The organism is Phytoactinopolyspora halotolerans (genome assembly GCF_010550675.1).
Taxonomy (GTDB): domain Bacteria; phylum Actinomycetota; class Actinomycetes; order Jiangellales; family Jiangellaceae; genus Phytoactinopolyspora; species Phytoactinopolyspora halotolerans.
The window spans coordinates 28,835-50,266 of sequence record NZ_JAAGOA010000015.1 but is presented as its reverse complement, the minus strand read 5'-3'; the positions used below and the strand labels follow the sequence as shown (position 1 = coordinate 50,266).

The window sequence follows — 21,432 nt, the reverse complement described above, 5'->3', positions numbered from 1 at the left end:
TCCGCGTGACGTGAGGCCACGACCTTGTGGCCACGAGGCCGAACGCCGTGTCAGCGGGCGTGTCAGCTCGGTGGCGGGTCCGTGTCAGGCCCGGCGCCGATGGTGGTCACATGAGGAATTCGGCGATTGCAGTCACAGGACTGCGGAAGACATTCGGGGACAAGGTCGTGCTCGATGGCATCGATCTGGATGTCCGTGCGGGCACGGTCTTCTCCCTGCTCGGCCCGAACGGGGCGGGCAAGACGACGACGGTGAACGTGCTGACCACGTTGATGAAGGCCGACGGCGGGACCGTGCGCGTCGCCGGCCACGACGTCGCGACCGAGGCCAAGGCGGTGCGTGCGTCGATCGGAGTCACCGGTCAGTTCGCGGCCGTGGACGAGCTGCTGACCGGTCAAGAGAACCTGCAGCTGATGGTGGACCTCAGCCCGATCCGCGCCGCCGACGGCACACGGATCGTCACCGAGCTGCTGGAACGGTTCGACCTGGTCGAGTCGGCCCAGAAGCCGGCGTCGACGTACTCCGGGGGCATGCGCCGGAAGCTCGACCTGGCGATGACGCTCGTCGGTGATCCGCGGATCATCTTCCTGGATGAACCGACGACGGGCCTGGACCCGCGCAGCCGTCGCACGATGTGGGGAATCATCCGGGAGCTGGTGGCCGATGGTGTGACCATCTTCCTCACCACCCAATACCTCGAGGAGGCGGATCAGCTCGCCGACCAGGTCGCGGTGCTCGACCAGGGCCACATAGTCGCCCAGGGCACACCTGACGAGCTCAAGCGCCTGATTCCCGGAACTCACGTCCGGCTTCGGTTCGCCACCGCCGCGGAACTCGACGCGGCCGCGCGGGTCTTCACCGACTCCACCCGGGACGACGAGGCGCTCGCCCTGCGGGTGCCCGGCGACGGCAGCTCGGATTCGTTGCGGGCTCTGCTGGACAAGCTCGATGAGCACTCACTCGCCGCTGAAGAGTTCTCCGTGCACACACCTGACCTTGATGACGTTTTCCTCGCCCTGACGGGCCACACCACAGAGGCGGTCGCGCAGTGAACACCCAGAGAATGAGGACCAAGTCCCACGCGTTGGTGATGTTGCGTCGCAACTCCAAGCACATCACCCGTAATCCCACCTCCGTCTTCAACGCGGTTCTGATGCCGATCATCATCCTGCTGATGTTCGTGTACATGTTCGGAGACGCCTTCGACGTGGGGGTCGACTACATCGACTACGTCACACCGGGACTGCTGCTGCTGGCCGTCTGTTACGGGTTGAGCGGCGCCGCGGTCGCGGTGAACTCCGACATGACCAAGGGCATCATCAACCGGTTCAAGGTCATGGACGTCTCTCGGGGCGCGGTGTTGACCGGTCACGTCATCGCCAGTCTGGTGACCAACCTGGTAGCCATCGCGGCGCTGATCGGCGTGGCGCTCCTGCTGGGATTCGATCCGTCGGCGAGTCTGCTCGATTGGCTCGGCGTGGTCGGCATGGTGGTGCTGCTCGGCTTCGCGGCCGGATGGCTCACCGTCGCGCTGGGGTTGGCGGCGAAGTCGCCGGAGACCGCGGGTATGGCCGCGGTGCCGCTGGTCATGTTGCCGTTCTTCAGCAGTGCGATCGTGCCGGCCGAGATGATGGGCCAGGGCCTGCGGCAGTTCGCCGAGTACCAGCCGTTCACACCGATCATCGAGACGATGCGCGGGTTGCTGGAGGGCGCGCCGGACTCCGGCGACGCGATCGTCGCCGTCGCCTGGTGCGTCGGTATCGCCCTGGTCGGCTATGTGTGGTCACTCTCGACCTTCCAGAAGCGAGCCTGACCCTGCATGGGGCGGCGAGGGTCGCCCCACCCCCACAGATCGACCACCACCACGCTACGAGGAGCTGTCATGACGACATTCACCACGCCGGAGTCCATCGCCGCCACCCTGGAAGTCGCCGGCGCCCAGGTACAGATCAACGCCGGCGACCGCACCGACACGGTGGTGCGGGTCGAACCCATCGACCCCGCGAGCCGCAAGGACCTCAAGGTCGCCGAGAACACCAAGGTCGACTTCGCCGACGGCCGGCTATCGATCAAGACCAAGACCGCCGGGGACAAGAAGGGCTCGGTCGCCATCAGCATCGACCTTCCCGCCGGCTCCAGCCTGGCCGCATACGTGGCGTACTCGACCGTTCAGGCCGACGGCGTATTCGGCGCGAGCGAACTGCATGTGGCCTCCGGGCAGGTCAAGCTGGACCAGATCGGCGCGCTGACGGCGAACATCGCCTCCGGTGATGTCACGATCGGTCAGATCGGCGGGCGCGCCGACGTCGAGGGCGCATCGTTCACGATGCGGATCGGTGAGGCCACCGGCCCGGTTGACTTCTCCAGCGCGGGAGGCCACACCTGGATCGGCCACGCCGCCGCCGACCTGACGCTCGGCGGTGCCAACGCCGACTTCGACATCGATCGTGCCGATGGCGACGTCACCGTCGAGACGGCCGGGGGCGCCATCCGGATCGGCCGGATGACCAGCGGCCGGGCGAGGCTGAAGAACGCCTCCGGCGACATCGAGGTGGGCATCGGCGAGGGCGTCGCTGCTTCCCTCGACGTCGACAGCGAGCGTGGGGCGGTGCACAACTTCGTCTCTTCGGCGGGAGAACCGGGCCGCCCGTCCGACGCCAAGGTCTCGGTGCACGCCCGCAGCCGGCACGGCGACATCACGATCCAGCGTGCGGCAAGCTGAGCCTCAGGAAGCGAGCGTGGCCTCGACCAGCTCGGACCAGTCCTGTTGAGTTCCCTCCCGCGTCACCTCGGCGAACCGTGTCTCGCCGAGGTGACGTCGCGCGTCCTGCTCGATCCTGGCCGCATCCGGGTGGGAGCGGTCCGGCGATCCGCGTACGACGACGCTGGCGCCCAGCAGCCGGGCCGCCTGTTCGTACTCGTCCAGGCGGATCGCCAGGTCCGCGATCCCGATGAGTGTGTTGGCGATGATCGGTGGGGCTCCCGTCTCGGACGCCGCCTGCCAGGCTGCCACGCGATGGGTGCGGGACTCGCGGAGATCATCAGCCAGGTAGCCGAGCAGGTCATGGACCTGTGCGCGGACGTTAGGCTGCTCCGCGACATCGCCCAAGAGAGTGGTCGCGACGCCGAGTTCGTGGCGGGCCGCGCCGGCGTCGCCGCGTCGTCGTGCGATGCCCGCCTTGGCGAGCGCCAGGGAGGCCAGGGCGTACGGCCAGGTGACACCCTCAGCACAGCGCTCGGCCTCGGCCAGGGCCGCGGCACTGGCGTCGTGATCGCCGTTGAGCCAGTACAGCGGGGCTTGCTGGGTCCGTACCTCGATGACGTCCTCGACGGCGCCGAGTTCGGTCAGGACCGTGATCGCCTGCTCGTAATAGTCGCACGCACCGGCGTACTCGCCCCGCTGCGCGAGCTGCGTCGCCAGCGTGGACAGGGCCACATACATGCCGAACCGTTCGCCCAGCGCTCGGAACTCCGCGAGTGCCTGCTCCAGCTGTGCCTCGACCTCCCGGCCGCCCTGGCCGAACATGGTGCGCATCTTGGCGGCCTGCCATCGACCCATCGCGCGCACCCAGGGATCGGCGCTCTCCAGCAACGACTCGAACGCGGACACGGCTTCCTCGGGTGCCTGTAACAGCCGTTCCAGCGGTTGCGCGAATTCCAGCAGCGGGTTGGTGCTGTGGCTTCGCCGGCTGAACCGATGCGCCTTGTGGATCCATTCCGCGCCCAGGCGTTCGTCGCCTTGCCCTGAGGTCACGAAGAGCACGACCATCCCGTACGCCACCGCCCGGACGTCGTCGGTGGCCTCGCCGGGAAGGTCGGCGGCCGCGATCAGCAGTTCAAGGCCCTCGGCCCGCCGCCCACCGAGCCACCAGTACCACCCGGTGGCGGCGGCGAGCCGCGTCGCGGCCTGTGCGTCGCCGTCCGCGATCACCCCGCGCAATGCGGCACTGATGTTGTGATGGTCGGCTTCGAGTGTGGCGAGCCACTGCAGCTGTTCGGCCCGGCGCAGATGTGGCTCCGCGGTCTCGGCCAGCTCGGTGAAGTAGGCGAGATGCGCCTGCCGGGCCTGGGCCGCCTCTCCCGCTTCGGCGAGCCGTTCCGCGGCATACTCCTTGATGGTGGTAAGCATCCGGTAGCGCGGGGTGTCGTCTCCCTCGGCGATCACCAGCGACTTCTCGACCAACGAGGTGAGCAACTCCAACACCTGATCGTGCGTGACGGCCTGGCCGGGCTGGTGCTCAAGGTACGGGCCGGCACAGACCCGCTCGGCCGCGTCCAGGCTCGCGCCACCGGAGAAGACCGACAGCCGGCGCAGCACCATCCGCTCGGCGTCGGTGAGCAATTCCCAGCTCCAGTCGACCACCGCGCGCAACGTCTTGTGCCGGGGCAACGCCGTACGGCTCCCGCTGGTGAGCAGCCGGAATCGGTCGTCGAGACGGTTGGCGAGCTGCTCGATGGTCATGGTGCGCAGCCGGGCGGCGGCGAGTTCGATCGCCAACGGCATACCGTCCAGAGCCCGGCAGATCCGCACCATCAACGCCGTGGTGTGTTCGTCGAATCCGAGATCCTTGCGTAGCGCGTCGGCCCGGTCACGCAGGAGCCGGACCGCCGGCGAGGCCGCGATCTCCTCGAGCCCGGCTCCGTCGGTTTCCACTGCCAGTGGTTCGACCTGCCACAGCGCCTCACCGGTGATGCCGAGCGGTTCCCGGCTGGTCGCGAGGATCCGCAGCCTGCGGCATTCCCCGAGCACCTGTTCGGCCAGCGCCGCGACCGAGTCGATGACGTGCTCGCAGTTGTCGAGGATCAGCAGCATCTCGCGATCGCGGAGCGCGGCGACCAGGCCGTCCACCGGGTCCGCGCTGGGCGTCGCACCGAGCAGGGCATCGCGGAGTCCCAGCCCGGCGAGCGCCGTCTGCGCGACCTTCTTCCCGCCCCCCTGCCCTTCGGGCCCACCCCCCGTATCACCGGCGGCGTCGATGGGGGCGAACTCGACCATCCAGACCCCGTCCGGCAGGTCGCCGCTGAGCGTGCGCGCGGTCTCCGTGGCCAGCCTGGTCTTGCCCGCGCCGCCCGGGCCGATCAGGGTGGTCAGCCGGTGCTTGGCGATGAGCCCGCGGACCGCGGCGACATCGCCGTCCCTACCGATGAAACTCGTGAGCTCGGCACGGACGTTGGTCTTCCGGCCCTGTTCTCGCTCGCCCACCTCTCCTCGCAGCAACGCGAGGTGCAAAGCGGATAACTCCGGCGATGGGTCGACGCCCAGCGTGTCAGCCAGGGCCTCCTTGGTGCGCTCGTAGGCCAGCAGGGCCTCCGAGCTCCGGCCGGCGGCCACCAGGGCACGCATCAGCGCGGCGGCCAGCCGTTCGCGCAGCGGATATGCGGCCACCGCGTCGGTCAGCTCCGTGATCACCTCGGCACCGTGTCCGAGGCCGACCTCCGCGTCGAACCGGTCCTCCATCGTCGTCAGGCGGAGCCCTTCGAGCCGCGTCGCCGCTGCGTCGAACGCCTCGCTGCCCTCCAACCCGACGTCCTGCATCGCCGCACCGCGCCAGAGGGCCATGGCGTCGCGCAGGAGCTGTATCCGACTGGGGCCCTCCGCCTGCCGGCTCAGAGCGACGAGGCGTTCGAACGCACACGCGTCGACGTCGTCCGGTTCGACCGTCAAGCGGTAACCGCCCGCCTGCCCGTCGATCACGCCTGCCGGCAGTGCCTTGCGCAGCCGGGACACCAGGCGTTGCAGAGCATTGGCGGCGTCGGCGGGCGGGTTCTCCCCCCAGATCCAGTCGACGAGCATGGACTTTCCGACGCTACGTCCTGGTTGGAGCGCGAGCGCGATCAACAGCGCGCGCAGCCGGGCGCCCGGCACGTCGGCGAGAGCGCCGTCGTCGGTGCGAACCTCGAAGGGGCCAAGCATCCCGATCTGCACATCGCCGATTCTGTCAGTTCTCCCTCAGGCGGGCGGCCCGGCCGTGCAGGTAGCGCTGCCTGGGCGGGCTGGTGGTGCGCTCGGCCGCCTCCAGGTAGGCCTTGCACGCCTCGCCGTCGTCGCCTCGCATCTCCAGCAGGTGTGCGCGGACGGCGTGGAACCGGTGGTCGTCGGAGATCCGCCGGTCGGGCCGGAGCCGTTCGAGCAGGCGCAGGCCCGCGGGTGCGCCGTGGACCATCGCCACCGCCACGGCATGGTTCAGTGCGACGACGGGGTTGTCGGACAGCCCCATGAGCACCTGGTAGAGGGCGAGGATCTGTGGCCAGTCGGTGGCGTCGGCCGTCGGGGCCTCATCGTGCAGCGCGGCGATGGCCGCCTGAAGCTGGTACGGTCCCGCCTCGCCACGGGGCAACGTCCGGCTGATGAGCTCCACACCTTCGGCGATGTATGCGGAGTTCCACCGGCTCCGATCCTGCTCGGCCATCGGGATCAGCTCGCCTCCCGGGCCGGTCCGGGAGGCCCGCCGTGCGTCGGTGAGCAGCATCAGCGCCAGCAGCCCGGCCACCTCGCCCGCGTCGGGAAGCGTGCGATGCAGCAGCCGGGTGAGCCGGATGGCCTCGGCCGACAGGTCGGCCCGTGTGAGTTCCGGTCCGGACGTCGTCGCGTACCCCTCGGTGAAGATCAGGTAGAGCACGTGCAGCACGGCGCTCAGCCGTTCCCCGCGTTCGCTGTCCCGAGGCAAGGCGAACGGGATGCCGCTGTCCTTGATGCTCTGCTTGGCCCGGGTGATGCGTCGCGTCATGGTCGCCTCCGGGACCAGGAACGCGCGAGCGATCTCCGTCGTGGTCAGGCCGCCGACGGCGCGCAGGGTCAGCGCTATCTGCGACGGCGGCCGCAGCGCGGGGTGGCAGCACATGAACAACAGGACGAGGGTGTCGTCGGCCTCGTGCGGCGGCCGATCAGCGGCCGGCGCCAGCCACTCGTCGGGGAGTCTCCATTGCGCGATCGAGTCCTCGCGCCGGCGCCGCGCCTGTTCGCTGCGGAGCAGATCGGTGAGCCGGCGTGCCGCGACGGTGATCAGCCACGCCTTCGGCCTATCGGGGAGGCCCTCGTCCGGCCATTGGGTGGCGGCGGCGAGCAGCGCTTCCTGCGTGGCGTCCTCGGCGGCGTCGAAGTTCCCGTACCTGCGCACGAGCGCACCGAGGACCTGCGGCGCGAGCTCGCGCAACAGGTCCTCGACGGCGTGGCCGGTCATGAGATCACTGGACGTCGAAGTCCTCGAAGCCCTCGACGATCGGACGAACGTCGATGTACTCGCTTCCGGTCGGTTCGCCGGCCGGGTGCGGGCTGTTGGTGATCCTTGCGGCGATCTCGGTGGCCCGATCGAAGCTGTCGCATTCGACGATCGTGTACCCGGCCAGGACCTCCTCGGTCTCCGCGTACGGTCCGTCGGTGACGACGGGAACGCCGTCCTTGACGCCGTGGATCCGGCGGGTGTGCACGGGTGCGGTCAGGCCGCGAGCCTCCACGAACTCGCCGGACTCCACCAGCTCCTGATTCCACTTCGCCATGAACTCGTGCATCGCCGCGACGTCCTCCTGAGTCCAGGCGGGCTGGTCGGTCGGCTTGCCCGTCATCAGGTCGTACTCGCGTTGCGACGCGTACAGCATGATCATGTACTTCATCTCTGGCCTCCCTGGCCGGCCGGCACCCGGTCGGTGCCTCTCATTGGTGACGTCGGTGCCGTTCGTCCGTTCCGGACATTGTCCGCTTCTGCCATCGGCGCGAAACCGTCATGGTGCGCTGAGTGACCGTTGGGAAGCGCATTCCGCCCCGTTCCAACGTGTATTGAGCGCACCACGCAGATGCACTCAGCGCACCACGGACGCCCGGTCCGCCGAATCTCACCGTTTTCGAACTATGTTGTTCGAAGTCGGCTGCGTTAGTGTTCTGACCGTGGCCGTACTTCTCGAGAATCCGGTGCGTTCGTACGCGTGGGGGTCGCCTACCGTGATCCCCGCATTGCTTGGACAGGAGCCCACGGGCGAGCCGCAGGCGGAGCTCTGGGTGGGCGCTCATCCAGGCTCGCCGTCGACGGTCGCGGGCGACGGGCGCACGCTGGACCGCTACATCGCCGACGACCCGGAGACCACACTCGGAGCCGGCGTGGCGGAGCGGTTCGGCGGCGTGCTCCCGTACCTGCTGAAGATCCTCGCCATCGAGCGCCCCCTGTCCATCCAGGTGCATCCGACCATCGAGCAGGCCCAGCAGGGATACGCGGCCGACGACGCCGCCGGGATCCCTCTCGATTCGCCGAAGCGCTCCTACCGGGACCGCAACCACAAGCCCGAGATGGTGGTCGCGCTCACCGACTTCGAGGCACTGATGGGCTTCCGCGAGCCGCGCGAACTGGTGTGGCTGTTCGAGGAGATCGCCCCCGATGAGTTCGCGGACGCCATCGCGATGCTCAAACGCCACGACGGGCTCCGCGACCTGGTCACGGCGTGGCTCAACCTCCCCGAGACGGAGGCGGGCCGCCTCGTCCGGGTGCTGACGGAGATCGCTGCCGCGCGTCAGGACCGGGAGGCGCTGCGCATCGTTGCCCGGTTGGCCGACGTGTACCCCGGCGACCGTGGCATTCTGCTGGCCTCGCTGATGATCCGCGTGCCGCTGCGGCCCGGCGATGCGGCGTTCGTCGGCGCCGGAGTACCGCACGCGTACCTGTCCGGCGTCGCCGTGGAGCCGCAGGCAAGCTCGGACAACACGCTGCGGGCCGGCCTCACGCCCAAACATGTCGACACCACCGAGGTGGAGCGGATCTTGCGCTACGAGCCGCACGGCGGCCAGCGGATCCTGCCACGCGAGTGCGGACCGCAGGAACACGTCTACCCGATCATGGACCTCGACGAATTCCGGATCTGCCGGCTCGAACTCAGCGGCGAGGAGATTCGCCCGAGCGGGTACGGCCCGCGCGTGGTGCTCGTCGTCGACGGGGAGGCGGAACTGCGCACCGGCGCGAACATCGTTCACAGCGGTCAGGCGGAGCCGATGCGGCTGGAGCAGGGTCGCGCCGCGTTCATCCCGAGCTCCGAGCCGTCGGCGGTGATCACCGGCCGCGGTACAGCCTTCACCGTCACCCCCGCCCTCCCATGATCATGAACAGTAACCGTTCATATGGCACGGTAAATGCTCATGATCATGGTCGAGGTTAGGCGGGCGGGGCGAAGCCGCTGCCGTTGCGGCGCTGTTCTGCCTGGTCCCGGTGCTCGTCGCCAGCGGTGCCGTCGGCAGCCGCGGTTCCACGGGGGGACGGGGCGGCTTCCTGCGTAGGCGGTGCCGGCGGCGCAGGCGGACGCTGCTGGGGTTGGCCGGGTGCGTCCTGTTGCTGGGCCGGATGCTGCGCCGCGAGCCGGACGGATTCGCGCCGCCCGCGTTCGTTGAGCACGGCAGCGAGGTACGCCCACGCCGGCACCCCGTCCGGCGGCGGTGGCGAGACCACAGCGGCCACCTGATCGGCCAGCTGTGCCCCGAGAGGGTCGCGGACGCCCGGCGCCAACTGATGATAGCGACTGAGATAGCTGCGGGCAGACAGCGCCAACTCGTTCGGCAGCCGGGACAACTCCAGGCCCGCGGCCCACTCTGCCAGCTGCGGCGGCGTGGCAGGAATGCCAGAGGGAGCGGGGATGCGCTCTCGGATGACGACGGTGCCGGCCAGGACGTCGCCGATGCGCTTGCCGCGCTCGTTCAGTAGCGAACAGAAGACGGCGCCGACACCGGATGTGATGACGAAGTCGGCGAACACACCGCTCAATGCCCGGACAAGGGCATGGCGCGTGCGGATCGGGCCGCCGTCGTCGCGGACGACGCGGAGCCCGAGCGCCAGCTTGCCGAGCGACTTGCCCCGGCTGAGCGACTCGATCGTCGTCGGCAATGCGACCAGCAGCACAATCACGGCCAGCAGGCCCAGAGCCGTGGCCAGGGCTTGATCCACGTCCGGAATCACCGCGCTGACGAGGCCGAACAGTGCCAGCCCGCACAGGAAGTACACCGCGAGATCGATCACGATCGCGATGGTGCGAGACGGGAACTTGGCCAGCCGCAGCTCCAGCGGGACGGCCTCTCCGGTCACGACGTCGCTCATACCGCCCAGTCTGCCGCACGGTCCCTGTGTCCTGCCGCTCACTACCTCTCGTCGGCGGCAGTAGGTGTGATACGGCCGCACGCGTCCTGACGTCGCGACGACGTGACGGTTCCCGACGGCGCGACACTTCCCGACGGCGCGACACTTCGCGACGGCGCGACACTTCGCGACGACGCGACGCCGTCAGTCGCCCGGAAGCGCATTCCAGCCTGCAATCCCGCACCTGTCGGGATCGAAGTCGCGGTTTAGGCTCGAGGCGGGTTCGATCTGCTCGACCCGGAAGGGAGCCGCGTGGACGTCGACGCGTTTGTGGCCGCGCACCAGAAGGAGTGGGATCGGCTCGCCGATCTGGTGCGGCGGCGTGGACGGCTGTCCGGGCCGGAGGCCGACGAGCTCGTCCAGCTGTATCGAACCGTGTCGACGCATCTGGCGATGGTCCGTTCCGCCGCTCCCGATCCGGTCCTGCTCGGCAAGCTGTCCAGCCTTGTGGCCCGGGCGCGCGCAGCGGTGGCCGGCTCCCGGGACCCGGGGTGGAACGACGTCGTCCGATTCCTGACCGTGCGTTTCCCGGCGGCCGTGTATCTGAACCGGTACTGGTGGGTCACCGCCGCGGCTGTCTCGGTTCTGATCGGAACCGTGATCGCGTGGTGGGTGGCGGCAAACCCGGATGTCCAGGCGACCATCGCCGCCCCGGAGGAGATCCGGCAGCTCGTCGAGCGTGACTTCGAGAACTACTACTCGGCCAATCCGGCCGGCTCGTTCGCCACACAGGTGTGGATCAACAATGCCTGGGTCGCGGCGGGCGCGCTCATCTTCGGTGTGTTCCTCGGCCTACCGGTGATCTACATCCTCTGGATGAACGTCTTGAATGTGGCGGTCTCGGCGGGGCTGATGGCATCCGCGGGCCGGCTGGACGTCTTCTTCGGGTTGATCACGCCGCACGGGCTGCTCGAGCTCACGGCGGTCTTCGTCGCCGCGGGAGCAGGCCTGCGCCTGGGCTGGACGGTGATCGACCCGGGACCGATGAGACGGACCGACGCGCTGGCGCAACGCGGCCGTGCGGCCGTCGGGCTGGCGGTCGGTCTGGCCGGTGTGCTGCTGATCTCCGGGATCATCGAGGGGTTCGTGACCCCGTCCGGGCTGCCGACGTGGGCCAGGGTGGGCATCGGAGTCGTCGCTGAACTCGCGTTCCTCGCCTATATCTGGGTGTTCGGTCGGCGAGCGGTGGCCGCCGGCGAGGTGGGGGACCTGGACGAGACGGTCCGCGGGGACGCGCTGCCGGTGTCCGCCTAGCCCCCGGCCTAGAGCCGGCCCGCGAGCTTGAGATCCAGATAGGCGTCTGCGACGGCCGGCGGGAGATCATCCGGTGTGGCATCGACGACGTGTGCCCCGCGCCGCTGGAGCAGCTCGGTGACCTGGTCTCGGCCGCGCCGGTCGTACTCGGCAGCGGCCGCGGCGTAGACGGTGGCCGCATCGCCTCGCGACCGTGCCATCTCCTCGATCCTCGGGTCCGCGACGGAAGCGACGAGCACGGTGTGCCGGTCGGTCAGCGCGGCCACGACGGGCAACAGCCCATGCTCCACGGTCCCCGAATCGATGCTGGTGATGATCACCACCAACGCGTGTTGCCCGGCGCGTGAGCGCACCTGGGCGGCGAGTCCCCGGTAATCCGTCTCCAGCAGCTCCGGTTCGACGGTGGACAACGCGTTGACCATCCTCGGCAGCACCTCGGTCGCCGGAGGGCGTTCGACCGAGGCACGTACCCGGCGGTCATATGCGAGCAGGTCGACCCGGTCGCCTGCGCGCGCCGCCAGGGTGGCCAGCAGGAGGGCGGCGTCCATGGCCGCATCGATGCGGGGCGCGTGCTCCGCCGACGCGTCTGCCGCCTGGCCGAGCCCGCCGACCCGTCCCGCGGAGGTCCGTCCGGTGTCCAGCACGATCAGGACATGGCGGTCACGTTCCGGCCGCCAGGTGCGGACGACGACGTCCCCGCGCCGCGCCGTGGCCCGCCAGTCGATCGACCGGGTGTCGTCACCGACCACGTACTCGCGAAGCGAATCGAACTCGGTCCCCGCGCCCCGGGTCAGCACCGCGGAGCGACCGTCCAGCTCGCGTAACCGGGCCAGCCGGGAGGGCAGATGCCGCCGCGCGTGGAACGGAGGCAGCACACGCAGAGACCAGTCCACACGATGGGCCCCCTGGCGTCCGGCCAGCCCCAGCGGGCCGAAGGAACGTACCACCACGCGGTCGGCCGACCGGTCGCCGCGCCGCGTCGGACGCATGCGCACCTGCAGGGTGCGGCGTTCGCCGGCCGGGATGTCGACGTCGAACCTGTCGGTGGCCATACCGGCCGACGGCGGCCACGCGTCCCGGAGCACACCCCGCACCCGGCGCGATCCGTCGTTCTGCACGGTGAGCGTGAGAGCGGCCTCCTCGCCGAGCCGGACCATGGTGTCGCCGCCCCGGGCGAACGCGAGCGGCCGGACCGCCCCGGCCAGCACCGTGTCCGCAGCGGCGAGCATCAGCAGCACGCCGGTGGCCGCGAGCACACCGGCCGCCGAAGGCGCAGCCACGCCGACCACCACCACGGCCAGCAGGGCGAGCAGTGCCAGCCGCCCGGTCACCACCATCAGACATTCGCCCCCGTCCGCACCTGCCCGGGCGCCGAGCTCGCGGTACCGCCGATCATCAGCGCGGTACCGCGACGGTCGAGAGGATGGACTCCAGCACCGAATCGGTGCCGACGCCCTCCATCTCCGCTTCCGGACGTAGCCGCATACGGTGCCGCAGCGTCGGGCCGGCCAGCGCTTTGACGTCATCCGGCGTCACGTAGTCCCGGCCGGACAACCATGCCCAGGTGCGGGCGGTGTTCATCAGCGCGGTCGCGCCACGCGGGGAGACGCCGAGCTGCACCGACGGCGACGTGCGGGTCGCCTGGCACACATCGACGATGTATCCGAGCACCTCTGGGGCCAACCGGACCGACTTCACCGCGGCTCGACCGGCCTCGAGATCGGCCGGCGACGCGACGGTACGCACGCCGGCGGATGCGAGGTCGCGCGGGTCGAAGCCCTCGGCGTGCCGCCGCAGAATGGACACCTCGTCGTCCCGGCCGGGCAGCGACACCGTCAGCTTCAGCAGGAAGCGATCCAGCTGCGCCTCGGGCAGCGGGTATGTCCCCTCGTACTCGATCGGGTTCTGCGTCGCGGCGACGACGAACGGATCCGGCAGCGCCCGTGGCGCACCGTCGACGGATACCTGACGTTCCTCCATCGCCTCCAGCAGTGCCGACTGGGTCTTCGGTGGTGTGCGGTTGATCTCGTCGGCGAGCAGCAGATTGGTGAACACCGGGCCGGCGGAGAACGAGAACTGCGCCGTCCGCGCGTCGTAGACCAGCGATCCGGTGATATCCCCCGGCATCAGATCTGGGGTGAACTGCACCCGTTTGGTGTCCACCTCCAAGGCCGCGGCGAACGCGCGGATCAGCAGCGTCTTCGCGACACCGGGGACTCCCTCGAGCAGCACGTGACCGCGGCAGAGCAGCGCGATCACCAGGCCGCTCACCACGGAATCCTGTCCGACGACGGCCTTCGCCACCTCCTCGCGGAGGGCGCTGAGCGATGCCCTGGCCTGTTCGGAAGGGTCCGGGGAGTCTCGCGGGGCGGTGGGGGCGTCGGTCACGACGTGTGGACCTCCTTTTCGAGTGCGTCGAGCGAGTCCGCAAGGCGGACCAGGCCGGCGTCGTCGGTGGGTGCGGAGCCGTTGAGGATTTCGGTGAGCGCATCGGTGGACAGGGCGGAGCGGGTGGAGACCGCGTCGACGACGGTTGAGACAGGAGCCCCCGCAGGCAGGCCGAGCCGTCGGCGCAGCCGGCGCACCGCGGCATCACGCAACATCGCCGCCGCGTGTGCCCGCGCCCGGCCTCGCCGGTACAGCCGCGCCCGGCCCTCGGTCGCCTCGGCCGCGCGGACGACGACGGGCAACGGCTCGGTGACGACCGGGCCCAACCGCCGCGAGCGCCACCAGGCGGCGACGACGGCGGCGATCGCGAGCTGCGCCAGTGCGGGGACCACCCAGTCCGGCATCAGGTCGGCCATGCTCCGCTGGTCCTCGGGCGGCGTCTCGTGGCTGGGCCGGTACCAGGTGAGCCGCTCGTTCTGGCCGAGCAGGCCCGTCGCCAGCGCGGCATTGCCGTCCTGGTCCAGGTAGCGGTTGGTCAACGGTGCGCCGGTGCCGATCAGCACCAATCGATGCTCCGCGTCGTCGGCGTCCAGAACCACGAGCGTGGCGGCGCCGCCCGCCGGATAACACAGGGCGGCCCCGTCTGGGCCGTGGTACTGGTATCCGCCGAGCCGAACGGCTCCGGCGCGACCCGCGGTGGGCAGCTCGCACTGTGGATCGACGACCTCGTCGGGTGTGCTTCCCGCGGCCGAGACATCCGGAGCGAATGGTCCGACGTTGCTGGATCCGACCAGGACGATGTCGGCCCCGATCGCGGTCAGCCGCTCGATCTGCTGGTCGAGGAGCCGATCCGGCTCGGTGACCAGCAGGGTGTCGCCGGCGGTGGTGGCGTTGACCGCCTCGTCCGTGGTGCGGACGTCGGTCACCGTGACGCCTTGGTCTTCGAGCAGCCGGACCAGCGCTCGGGCGCCGCTCGCGTTCACACCGTCGGGATCGAGGTAACCGCGGCTGGTCTGGTCTTGCAGGATGGTCAGCAGGACGGCGAACAGGAGCACGGCGGCGGTCATGCCGAGCGGGAACCGCCAGCGCCGCCACCGCTGAGTGGCGGTCGGGGTGAGGACGGCGCTGGACGTTTCCTCGCCGGACGTGCCGACGCCCTGGTCGGCCCCGCGCGTTCCCGGGCCGGGCCTGCCGGTATCTGCTGCGGCACGGGTCTCTGTCGGCGTCGGCGCGGTCATCGCGGCACCGCCATCTGCGGACTCGTCTCCGCCGTGGTCCGTGGACGGGCGTTGCGGGCGGCGTCGTCCAAGGAGCGCATGGTCGTGTCGTCGTCGGCGGTGGCGATGCGCCCGCCGTAGCGGACGTGGTCGAACAGATGCGCCCCCGTCGCGAGCTGCCGCGCGGTGTCCGGGAGCCGCTCACCGGCGTGCCGGGCCAGCTCCGAGGCGGTCCAGCCGGAGCGGCGATCGACGACGCCGCGTTCCTCCAGTCCGGTCACCACAGCCCGGAACCGTTCCAGCACGGCCGTCGACCACTCCTGTGTCGCTGCCGCTTCGTCGGCAGCGGCCCGGTGCTCAGCTGAGGTGCGCCGTGCCTCGGTGAAGACGGCGCCGGCCCGTTCCCGCCGACGACGGGCCAGTGGGCCGGTGCGCAGCACGACGACGATGGCGACCGCCACGGCGGCGGCGAGGATCAGGGCGGTTCCGAGGCCGCCGGGGATCGCGCCGGCGGCACCGCTCACCAGGCGGTTGAACTGCTCCAGAAGCCATTCCAGAACGCGCGCCGGCAGCGAGACGTCACGCTCGTATCCCGGCCGCGAGAGCTCCTCCCGGGCCAGGTCGCGTGCCTCGTCGCGATCGAGATCGATCGGGACGCCGAAGAGAACGGTGATCACTGCCCTGGCGACATCCCCCCGGGGCCCAGGCCCTGACCTGGACCCGGATCGTGACCCGGGCGCCCGGGCAGCTCCACGTTCGCCGCTCGGGCGAGTTCCAGGTCCAGGGCCTCGCGCCGGATGCGCAGATCCACGTAGAGCAAGGCGGTGGCGCCGGCATTGAACGGCGCCGTGATCATGGCGCTGATGACCGAGCCGAGTGTGCTCAGCACGAGTGCGCCGAAGGACATGCCGACGACGGTGAACATGTCGCCGTCACCGAGCAGCGCGGGGATGCTGAACGGGATGCTGACGACTTGGGTGATGAGCGCGATGATGAGGAACACCAGCAGCAGGATCCCGAAGACGCGCCACCACGAGCGCGACACCAGCTGGCTGGACCGGCTCAGCGCCTTGCGGATACCGATGGGCGTGGCCGGGCCGTGCCCGCTGGTCTGCGTCTCCAGCATGAGCGCCGGTGCGGCGAGCGAGTAGCGCACGTAGAGCCAGATGCTCAGCAGAACGGCGACGAGGCCGCCCAGGAAGAGCATGGCGAGCGCCGCCTCCGGACTGTCCGCGGCCAGCACGATGGTGAGGATCACCACGGCCCAGAGCGCACCGCTCCAGATCAGGGTGTAGAGCAGGGTCAGGCCGAACAGCCGCGGCAGCCGCGGCCTGGCGTGCGCCCAGGTCTCGCCGAGCGTGAGATGTTCGCCGATGACGGCACGGCCGACCACCACGGTCAGCATGCCCGTGAGGAAGACGGTGCCGATCCAGGTGACGAAGAGCAGCACGCCGAGACCGCCGAGTGTGCTGGCCAGCACCTCCAGCACCTCGTCCGTGGTGACCTGGGTCTCGTCGAGTTCCTCGAGGGTGGCGACGTCATCCAGCATGATCCATGTGACCAGCATGCCGATCAGCTGGGTCACGATCGCCACCGCGGCGGAGAGTCCGAGCATGACCCGCGGGTTGCGCCGGATGGTGGTGACCGCTCCGTCCAGGATCTCGCCTACGCCGAGCGGTCGCAACGGGACCACACCTGGCTTCACATCCGGCGGACGCCAGGTCCATCCAGGGGGCGTGGCCCAACCGCCCGGTTGGCCGGGCATGCCGCCCGGAGGGGGTTGGTAGCCGCCGGGTTGTTGCCAGCCGGCTTGGCCGCCCGGCTGGTTCCAGCCGCCTTGACCGCCCGGCTGGTTCCAGCCGCCTTGGGCACCTGGCTGGCTCCAGCCGGCTTCGCCGCCGCCGGGCTGGCTCGGGCCGCCTGGTTGTTGCCAGCCGCCTTGACCGCTGGACTGGTCCCAGCCGTTCCGGCGTTCTGGTTCCGACTGGCCGCCTGGCTCCGGTTGGTCACCATGGGCGGGCTGACCATCGGCCTCGTCACGAGACTCGCCGCCGTCCGGTGGCCCCCAACCGTGGGGATTGTCGGTTCCCGACATCGTCGCTCTTCTCCCTCGATCAGGGTGAGAATTTACAGCCCGGCAGTGGCCATCATGGCATTTCGGGCCTGGCTTATTAGCAGTTGGGCGCTGGGAGTGTCACCATATGGACTATGAAAGGACGTGTGCTCATCGTCGACGACGACACCGCGTTGGCGGAGATGCTAGGGATAGTGCTGCGCGGGGAGGGATATGAGCACGCCATCGTCACCAATGGCGACGACGTCATGCCCACCTTCTGGGAGTTCCGGCCCGACCTCGTTCTGCTCGACGTGATGCTCCCTGGCCGCGACGGCATCGAGATCTGCAAGGAGATCCGTGCGGAGTCTGGTGTGCCGATCGTCATGCTCACCGCCAAGACGGACACCGTCGACGTCGTCGTGGGTTTGGAATCCGGTGCGGACGACTACGTCGTCAAGCCGTTCAAGCCCAAAGAACTGGTGGCTCGGGTGCGCGCCAGGCTGCGCCGCACCGAAGAGCCGAAGCCCGAGACGCTGCAGGTCGGGGACGTCACCATCGACGTCGCCGGGCACTCGGTCAAGCGCGATGGCAAGACCATCTCCCTGACTCCGCTGGAGTTCGATCTGCTGGCGTGCCTCGCGCGGCGTCCGTGGCAGGTGTTCACCCGGGAGGAGCTGCTGGAGAAGGTCTGGGGGTACCGGCACGCAACCGATACCCGGCTGGTGAACGTCCACGTGCAGCGGCTGCGATCGAAGATCGAACACGATCCGGAGCGGCCGGAGATCGTGGTGACGGTGCGCGGAGTCGGATACCGGGCAGGGGCAGGGTAGGCGCATGGCCCAGGCGCTCACGCGTCCATGGCATGCGGTGCGTGGAGCGTGGCAGCGTTCCATTCAGGTCCGAGTCATCACAGCGACGCTGGCGCTGTCGCTGATCGTGGTGATCCTGTTGGGCACCACGCTCATGCGACAGATCAGCGACGGACTGCTGGAGACCAAGGCCGACTCGGCCGTCGCGGACGCCTCGGCCGGTGTCGACTACGCCCAGCGCAACCTCGACGCCGCGGCGGACACGGCGTCGGGGTCCTGGAGCCCGTTGCTGTCCGACATCACCCAGAGCTTGACCAACCGCGGGAACCAGCCCGGCTCGGACGCCCTGTACGAGGTGGTCATGCTGGGGTCCGAGGACAACGCGGTGCAGCTGGCCTCGCCGGGCATACCGCTGGAGTGGGTGCCCGGCGTCATTCCGGAGACGCTGCGCGAGCACGTCCGCGGCGAGGAGCGGGTCTTCCACACCTACACCGCGATCCCGGACACGAGCAGCGGGGCTCCCACGGGAGAGATTCCGGCGCTTGCGGTGGGTGGTCAGGTGACGGCGCCCACCGGCGACGAATACGAGCTCTACTACCTGTTTCCGTTGACCGAGCAGCAGGCTGCCATCGATCTGGTACGCACGGCCCTGGTGACCGCGGGACTGCTGCTGTTGTTGCTGCTCGGTGCGCTGGCATGGCTGGTCACACGGCAGGTGGTCACCCCGGTGCGGCTCGCCGCGCGGATCGCGGAGCGGTTCTCCGCAGGAAACCTGTCCGAGCGGATGGCGGTGCGCGGACGCGACGACCTGGCCCGGCTGGCCGCGAGCTTCAACCAGATGGCCGCCAGCCTGCAGCATCAGATCGGCCAGCTCGAAGAGCTGTCGCGGATGCAGCAGCAGTTCGTCTCGGACGTTTCACACGAGCTTCGCACGCCGCTGACCACGGTGCGGATGGCAGCCGACGTCCTGCACGAGTCGCGGGAGACCTTCGACCCGGTGGTGCACCGTTCCGCGGAGCTGCTGCAGGCGCAGCTGGACCGGTTCGAGGCGCTGCTCAACGATCTGCTGGAGATCAGCCGGTTCGACGCGGGCGCCGCAGTGCTCAACGCGGAGCGACACGACCTGCGCGATCTGGTGCAGTCCGTGATCGACGCCGCGGAGCCGCTGGCGGAGCGGAAGGGCAGCCAGATCGTCCAGGAGATGCCGAACCATCAATGCGTGGCCGAGATCGACTCTCGTCGCATCGAGCGGGTGCTGCGTAACCTGGTGGTCAACGCGGTGGAGCACGGGGAAGGCAACGACGTGATAGTCCGGGTGGCGGCGGACGACAACGCCGTCGCGGTCTCCGTCCGGGATTACGGCGTCGGCCTCAAGCCGGGCGAGTCGTCGTTGGTGTTCCATCGGTTCTGGCGCGCGGACCGGGCGCGAGCGCGTACGACCGGCGGGACCGGACTGGGTCTGTCGATCTCTCTTGAGGACGCGCGGTTGCATGGTGGCTGGTTGCAGGCCTGGGGGGAGCCGGGCGCCGGCTCGCAGTTCCGACTGACGCTGCCGCGGCGGGCCGGGGAGGACATCACGACGTCACCACTCACGCTCGTGCCGGCGGACGCCAACGACCTGGGGAATGGCCGGCTTGGCGTGGGAGGTCCGTACCAGTCCGTGACGCGCACCGAAGCCGAGACTCCCGGTCCCGGTGCGCCGGAGGGAACGGGCAGGACAGGCGCGTCGGATGGAGCGGGCACCACGGGCACGACGGATGCACCCCACGCGACGGGTGCGACGGATCCCCAGGGTTCGGGTTCGGCGGATGCGGAGGTGACACGGGGTGGTTGATGGCAACCGGAAGCACGGACGCGCGACGGCGGTCCTCGCCATCGCGGTGCTGATGCTCGCCGCGTGCGCGGACGTACCGACGTCCGGGCCGGTGGTGGCGGGCAACCCGGTCCGCGATCCGGGACCGCCGCCGTATGTGGCGTTCGCCGCCGCATCACCGAGCCCCGGGGACGAGCCGGCGGGCATCGTGGACGGCTTCCTCGACGCGATGCGCGCGTACCAGCCCGGTTATGAGACGGCCACCATGTTCCTGACCCCGGACGCTCAGGCGTCATGGGAACCCATGGCCGGGATCACGGTGCACCGTGGCGCCCGGCCGAGCATCGAGGAGTTGGACGACAACGTCATCCGGATGACGATCGCGGTGGCGGGCACCGTTGACGAGAACGGTTCATTCGAGGTTGCCGAGCCTGGTACGACGCGTGAGATCGACCTGCAGATGGCGCAGATCGACGGTGAATGGCGCATCGCCAACCCACCTGAGGGCACGCTCATCTCGGAGGACATCTTCGCCCGCGAGTTCGAGTCGCACAATCTGTGCTTCTTCTCGCCGGATTTGGAGGTGTTCGTCCTCGACCCGGTGTATGTGCCGATCAATGCGCAGACCGCGACCCTGCTGACGCAGATGCTGCTCGACGGCCCCTCGGAGTGGCTGGATCCGGCGGTGCACACGGCGTTTCCGGAGCGCGTCGCGCTCGGCGTCTCCAGCGTGCCGGTCGAAGCCGGGGTGGCGACGGTCGACCTGTCGGTGGCAGCTCAAGATGCCGAGCCGGCGCAGCGGGAGTGGATGGCGGCCCAGCTGGCGTGCACGCTGTCCGGTTTGCCCGAGGTGACCAACATCGCCCTCGATTCGGATGGCGTGCCGTTGCTCAGCCAGGACCAGCCCACCATCCCCGCCACCATCGACGAACGTTACGACCTGCAGCGACCCGGTACGGTCAGCGTGCTGACAGCGGTGCAGGACGGTGCCGTCGTCCAGCGGCAGGACAACGAGTATGAGCCGGTGCCCGGTGCTCTCGGTGACCCCGCCGACGTCCTCGATATCGCGGTTCGCCCGGTCGGCGACGACGTGGCAGTGATCGGCGACGGCGGATTCACGGTCCGGGTGGGAACGCTGAGTGATGGGGCGCAGCCGGATGTGATCTACGAGGGCGCCGGACTGACGTCTCCGTCGTGGGACCGCAACGATGTGATCTGGGCGGTCGACCGGATCGATGACGAAGGTGATCTGGTGGCGCTGCGACCGGACGGCACCGAGCTCGAGGTCCGCTCGGAATGGCTGAAGGATGCCGACGTCAGCAACGTCTCGGTCTCGCCGGACGGCGTCCGGATGGTTGTAGTGGCCGACGGCGCCGCATACCTGGCGCTGGTGGTGCACGATACCGAGAACCGGGAGCGCGTATCGGTCGAGCGCCCGCGGCGCATCGGACCAGCCGGTACGGCCGTCGATGTGGACTTCAGCGGCGCCGAGCACATCGCGCTGCTGTCGGAGGAGAAGAGCGACGAGCCGGACGCGGAAGAGGCCGAGCACCGCGAGGTCGACGTATACCTCCTGGATATCTTCGGCTCCGTGGTGGCGAACCGGGGTTCGGTGTTGGACGCGACCTCGGTAGCGGCGGACGCCACCGGTGGGACCGTGGTGGCGACCGAGGAAGGGCTGCTCCTCGAGCACGAGACACGGAACCGGTGGGCGGATGCGGGCGAGGGCACCGCGCCGGTGTTCGTCCGCGAAACGGTGTCCTGACCTGGCGGAGACGACGACGAAATC

Annotated in this window: 17 protein-coding genes; 8 read left to right on the top strand and 9 right to left on the bottom strand. The window is 69.6% G+C overall.

Annotated elements, in window-relative coordinates; genetic code table 11:
• The first annotated feature begins 110 nt into the window (after positions 1–110).
• The 3 genes from G1H10_RS20155 to G1H10_RS20145 all read left to right on the top strand — a co-directional run bounded on the left by G1H10_RS20155 (position 111) and on the right by G1H10_RS20145 (position 2,722).
• A complete protein-coding gene (locus tag G1H10_RS20155; RefSeq protein WP_163741103.1) occupies positions 111–1,052 on the top strand; it encodes an ATP-binding cassette domain-containing protein in 942 nt (313 codons plus the stop codon).
• 11 nt (positions 1,053–1,063) lie between these two features.
• Complete coding sequence (locus tag G1H10_RS20150) at positions 1,064–1,813, top strand: ABC transporter permease (RefSeq protein ID WP_163741101.1); 750 nt, start codon at positions 1,064–1,066, stop codon at positions 1,811–1,813.
• A gap of 69 nt (positions 1,814–1,882) precedes the next feature.
• Positions 1,883–2,722 carry a DUF4097 family beta strand repeat-containing protein gene (locus tag G1H10_RS20145; protein ID WP_163741100.1) on the top strand — a complete coding sequence of 280 codons (840 nt, stop codon included), beginning with the start codon at positions 1,883–1,885 and terminating at the stop codon, positions 2,720–2,722.
• Between the two features lie 3 nt (positions 2,723–2,725).
• On the opposite strand, the gene G1H10_RS20140 is transcribed toward G1H10_RS20145, so the two are convergent.
• From G1H10_RS20140 to G1H10_RS20130, 3 genes are read right to left on the bottom strand one after another with little or no spacing between them, the layout of a single operon-like run.
• Complete coding sequence (locus tag G1H10_RS20140; RefSeq protein WP_163741098.1) at positions 2,726–5,926, bottom strand: AfsR/SARP family transcriptional regulator; 3,201 nt, start codon at positions 5,924–5,926, stop codon at positions 2,726–2,728.
• Positions 5,927–5,939: 13 nt separating this feature from the next.
• Complete coding sequence (locus G1H10_RS20135; protein ID WP_163741096.1) at positions 5,940–7,181, bottom strand: RNA polymerase sigma factor; 1,242 nt, start codon at positions 7,179–7,181, stop codon at positions 5,940–5,942.
• A gap of 4 nt (positions 7,182–7,185) precedes the next feature.
• Positions 7,186–7,611 (bottom strand): YciI family protein, encoded by a 426-nt coding sequence (locus G1H10_RS20130; protein ID WP_163741094.1) that lies wholly within the window; start codon positions 7,609–7,611, stop codon positions 7,186–7,188.
• Positions 7,612–7,882: 271 nt separating this feature from the next.
• On the opposite strand from G1H10_RS20130, the gene manA reads away from it, so the two are divergent.
• A complete protein-coding gene (gene manA / locus G1H10_RS20125; RefSeq protein WP_163741093.1) occupies positions 7,883–9,079 on the top strand; it encodes a mannose-6-phosphate isomerase, class I in 1,197 nt (398 codons plus the stop codon).
• Between the two features lie 55 nt (positions 9,080–9,134).
• On the opposite strand, the gene G1H10_RS20120 is transcribed toward manA, so the two are convergent.
• Positions 9,135–10,067, bottom strand: a complete 933-nt coding sequence (locus G1H10_RS20120; RefSeq protein WP_216853471.1) for an RDD family protein — start codon at positions 10,065–10,067, stop codon at positions 9,135–9,137.
• A gap of 291 nt (positions 10,068–10,358) precedes the next feature.
• Between G1H10_RS20120 and G1H10_RS20115 the strand changes: the two genes are divergently transcribed.
• On the top strand, positions 10,359–11,360 hold the full coding sequence (locus G1H10_RS20115; protein ID WP_163741091.1) for a stage II sporulation protein M: 1,002 nt from the start codon (positions 10,359–10,361) through the stop codon (positions 11,358–11,360).
• Positions 11,361–11,368: 8 nt separating this feature from the next.
• On the opposite strand, the gene G1H10_RS20110 is transcribed toward G1H10_RS20115, so the two are convergent.
• From G1H10_RS20110 to G1H10_RS20090, 5 genes are read right to left on the bottom strand one after another with little or no spacing between them, the layout of a single operon-like run.
• On the bottom strand, positions 11,369–12,697 hold the full coding sequence (locus G1H10_RS20110; protein WP_163741090.1) for a DUF58 domain-containing protein: 1,329 nt from the start codon (positions 12,695–12,697) through the stop codon (positions 11,369–11,371).
• Positions 12,698–12,755: 58 nt separating this feature from the next.
• Positions 12,756–13,748 carry an AAA family ATPase gene (locus G1H10_RS34645; RefSeq protein WP_163741089.1) on the bottom strand — a complete coding sequence of 331 codons (993 nt, stop codon included), beginning with the start codon at positions 13,746–13,748 and terminating at the stop codon, positions 12,756–12,758.
• Positions 13,745–14,986, bottom strand: a complete 1,242-nt coding sequence (locus tag G1H10_RS20100) for a DUF4350 domain-containing protein (RefSeq protein ID WP_163741088.1) — start codon at positions 14,984–14,986, stop codon at positions 13,745–13,747. Before G1H10_RS20100 ends, G1H10_RS34645 begins: the two co-directional genes overlap by 4 nt.
• The gene (locus tag G1H10_RS34640; protein WP_163741087.1) at positions 14,983–15,642 is read right to left on the bottom strand and encodes a DUF4129 domain-containing protein; all 660 of its coding nucleotides are present in this window, start codon (positions 15,640–15,642) and stop codon (positions 14,983–14,985) included. Before G1H10_RS34640 ends, G1H10_RS20100 begins: the two co-directional genes overlap by 4 nt.
• Positions 15,639–17,060 (bottom strand): hypothetical protein, encoded by a 1,422-nt coding sequence (locus tag G1H10_RS20090; RefSeq protein ID WP_163741086.1) that lies wholly within the window; start codon positions 17,058–17,060, stop codon positions 15,639–15,641. Before G1H10_RS20090 ends, G1H10_RS34640 begins: the two co-directional genes overlap by 4 nt.
• A gap of 113 nt (positions 17,061–17,173) precedes the next feature.
• Here G1H10_RS20090 and mtrA point away from each other — a divergent pair, with 113 nt between their 5' ends.
• From mtrA to G1H10_RS33170, 3 genes are read left to right on the top strand one after another with little or no spacing between them, the layout of a single operon-like run.
• Positions 17,174–17,851 (top strand): MtrAB system response regulator MtrA, encoded by a 678-nt coding sequence (gene mtrA, locus G1H10_RS20085; RefSeq protein WP_163741085.1) that lies wholly within the window; start codon positions 17,174–17,176, stop codon positions 17,849–17,851.
• A gap of 4 nt (positions 17,852–17,855) precedes the next feature.
• Entirely contained in the window at positions 17,856–19,664 is a 1,809-nt protein-coding gene (mtrB, locus tag G1H10_RS20080) for an MtrAB system histidine kinase MtrB (RefSeq protein ID WP_163741084.1), read from the top strand.
• Positions 19,657–21,408: an LpqB family beta-propeller domain-containing protein gene (locus G1H10_RS33170; RefSeq protein ID WP_163741082.1), complete on the top strand. Its 1,752-nt coding sequence runs from the start codon at positions 19,657–19,659 to the stop codon at positions 21,406–21,408. The genes mtrB and G1H10_RS33170 overlap by 8 nt, the downstream gene beginning before the upstream one ends.
• Positions 21,409–21,432: the final 24 nt, after the last annotated feature.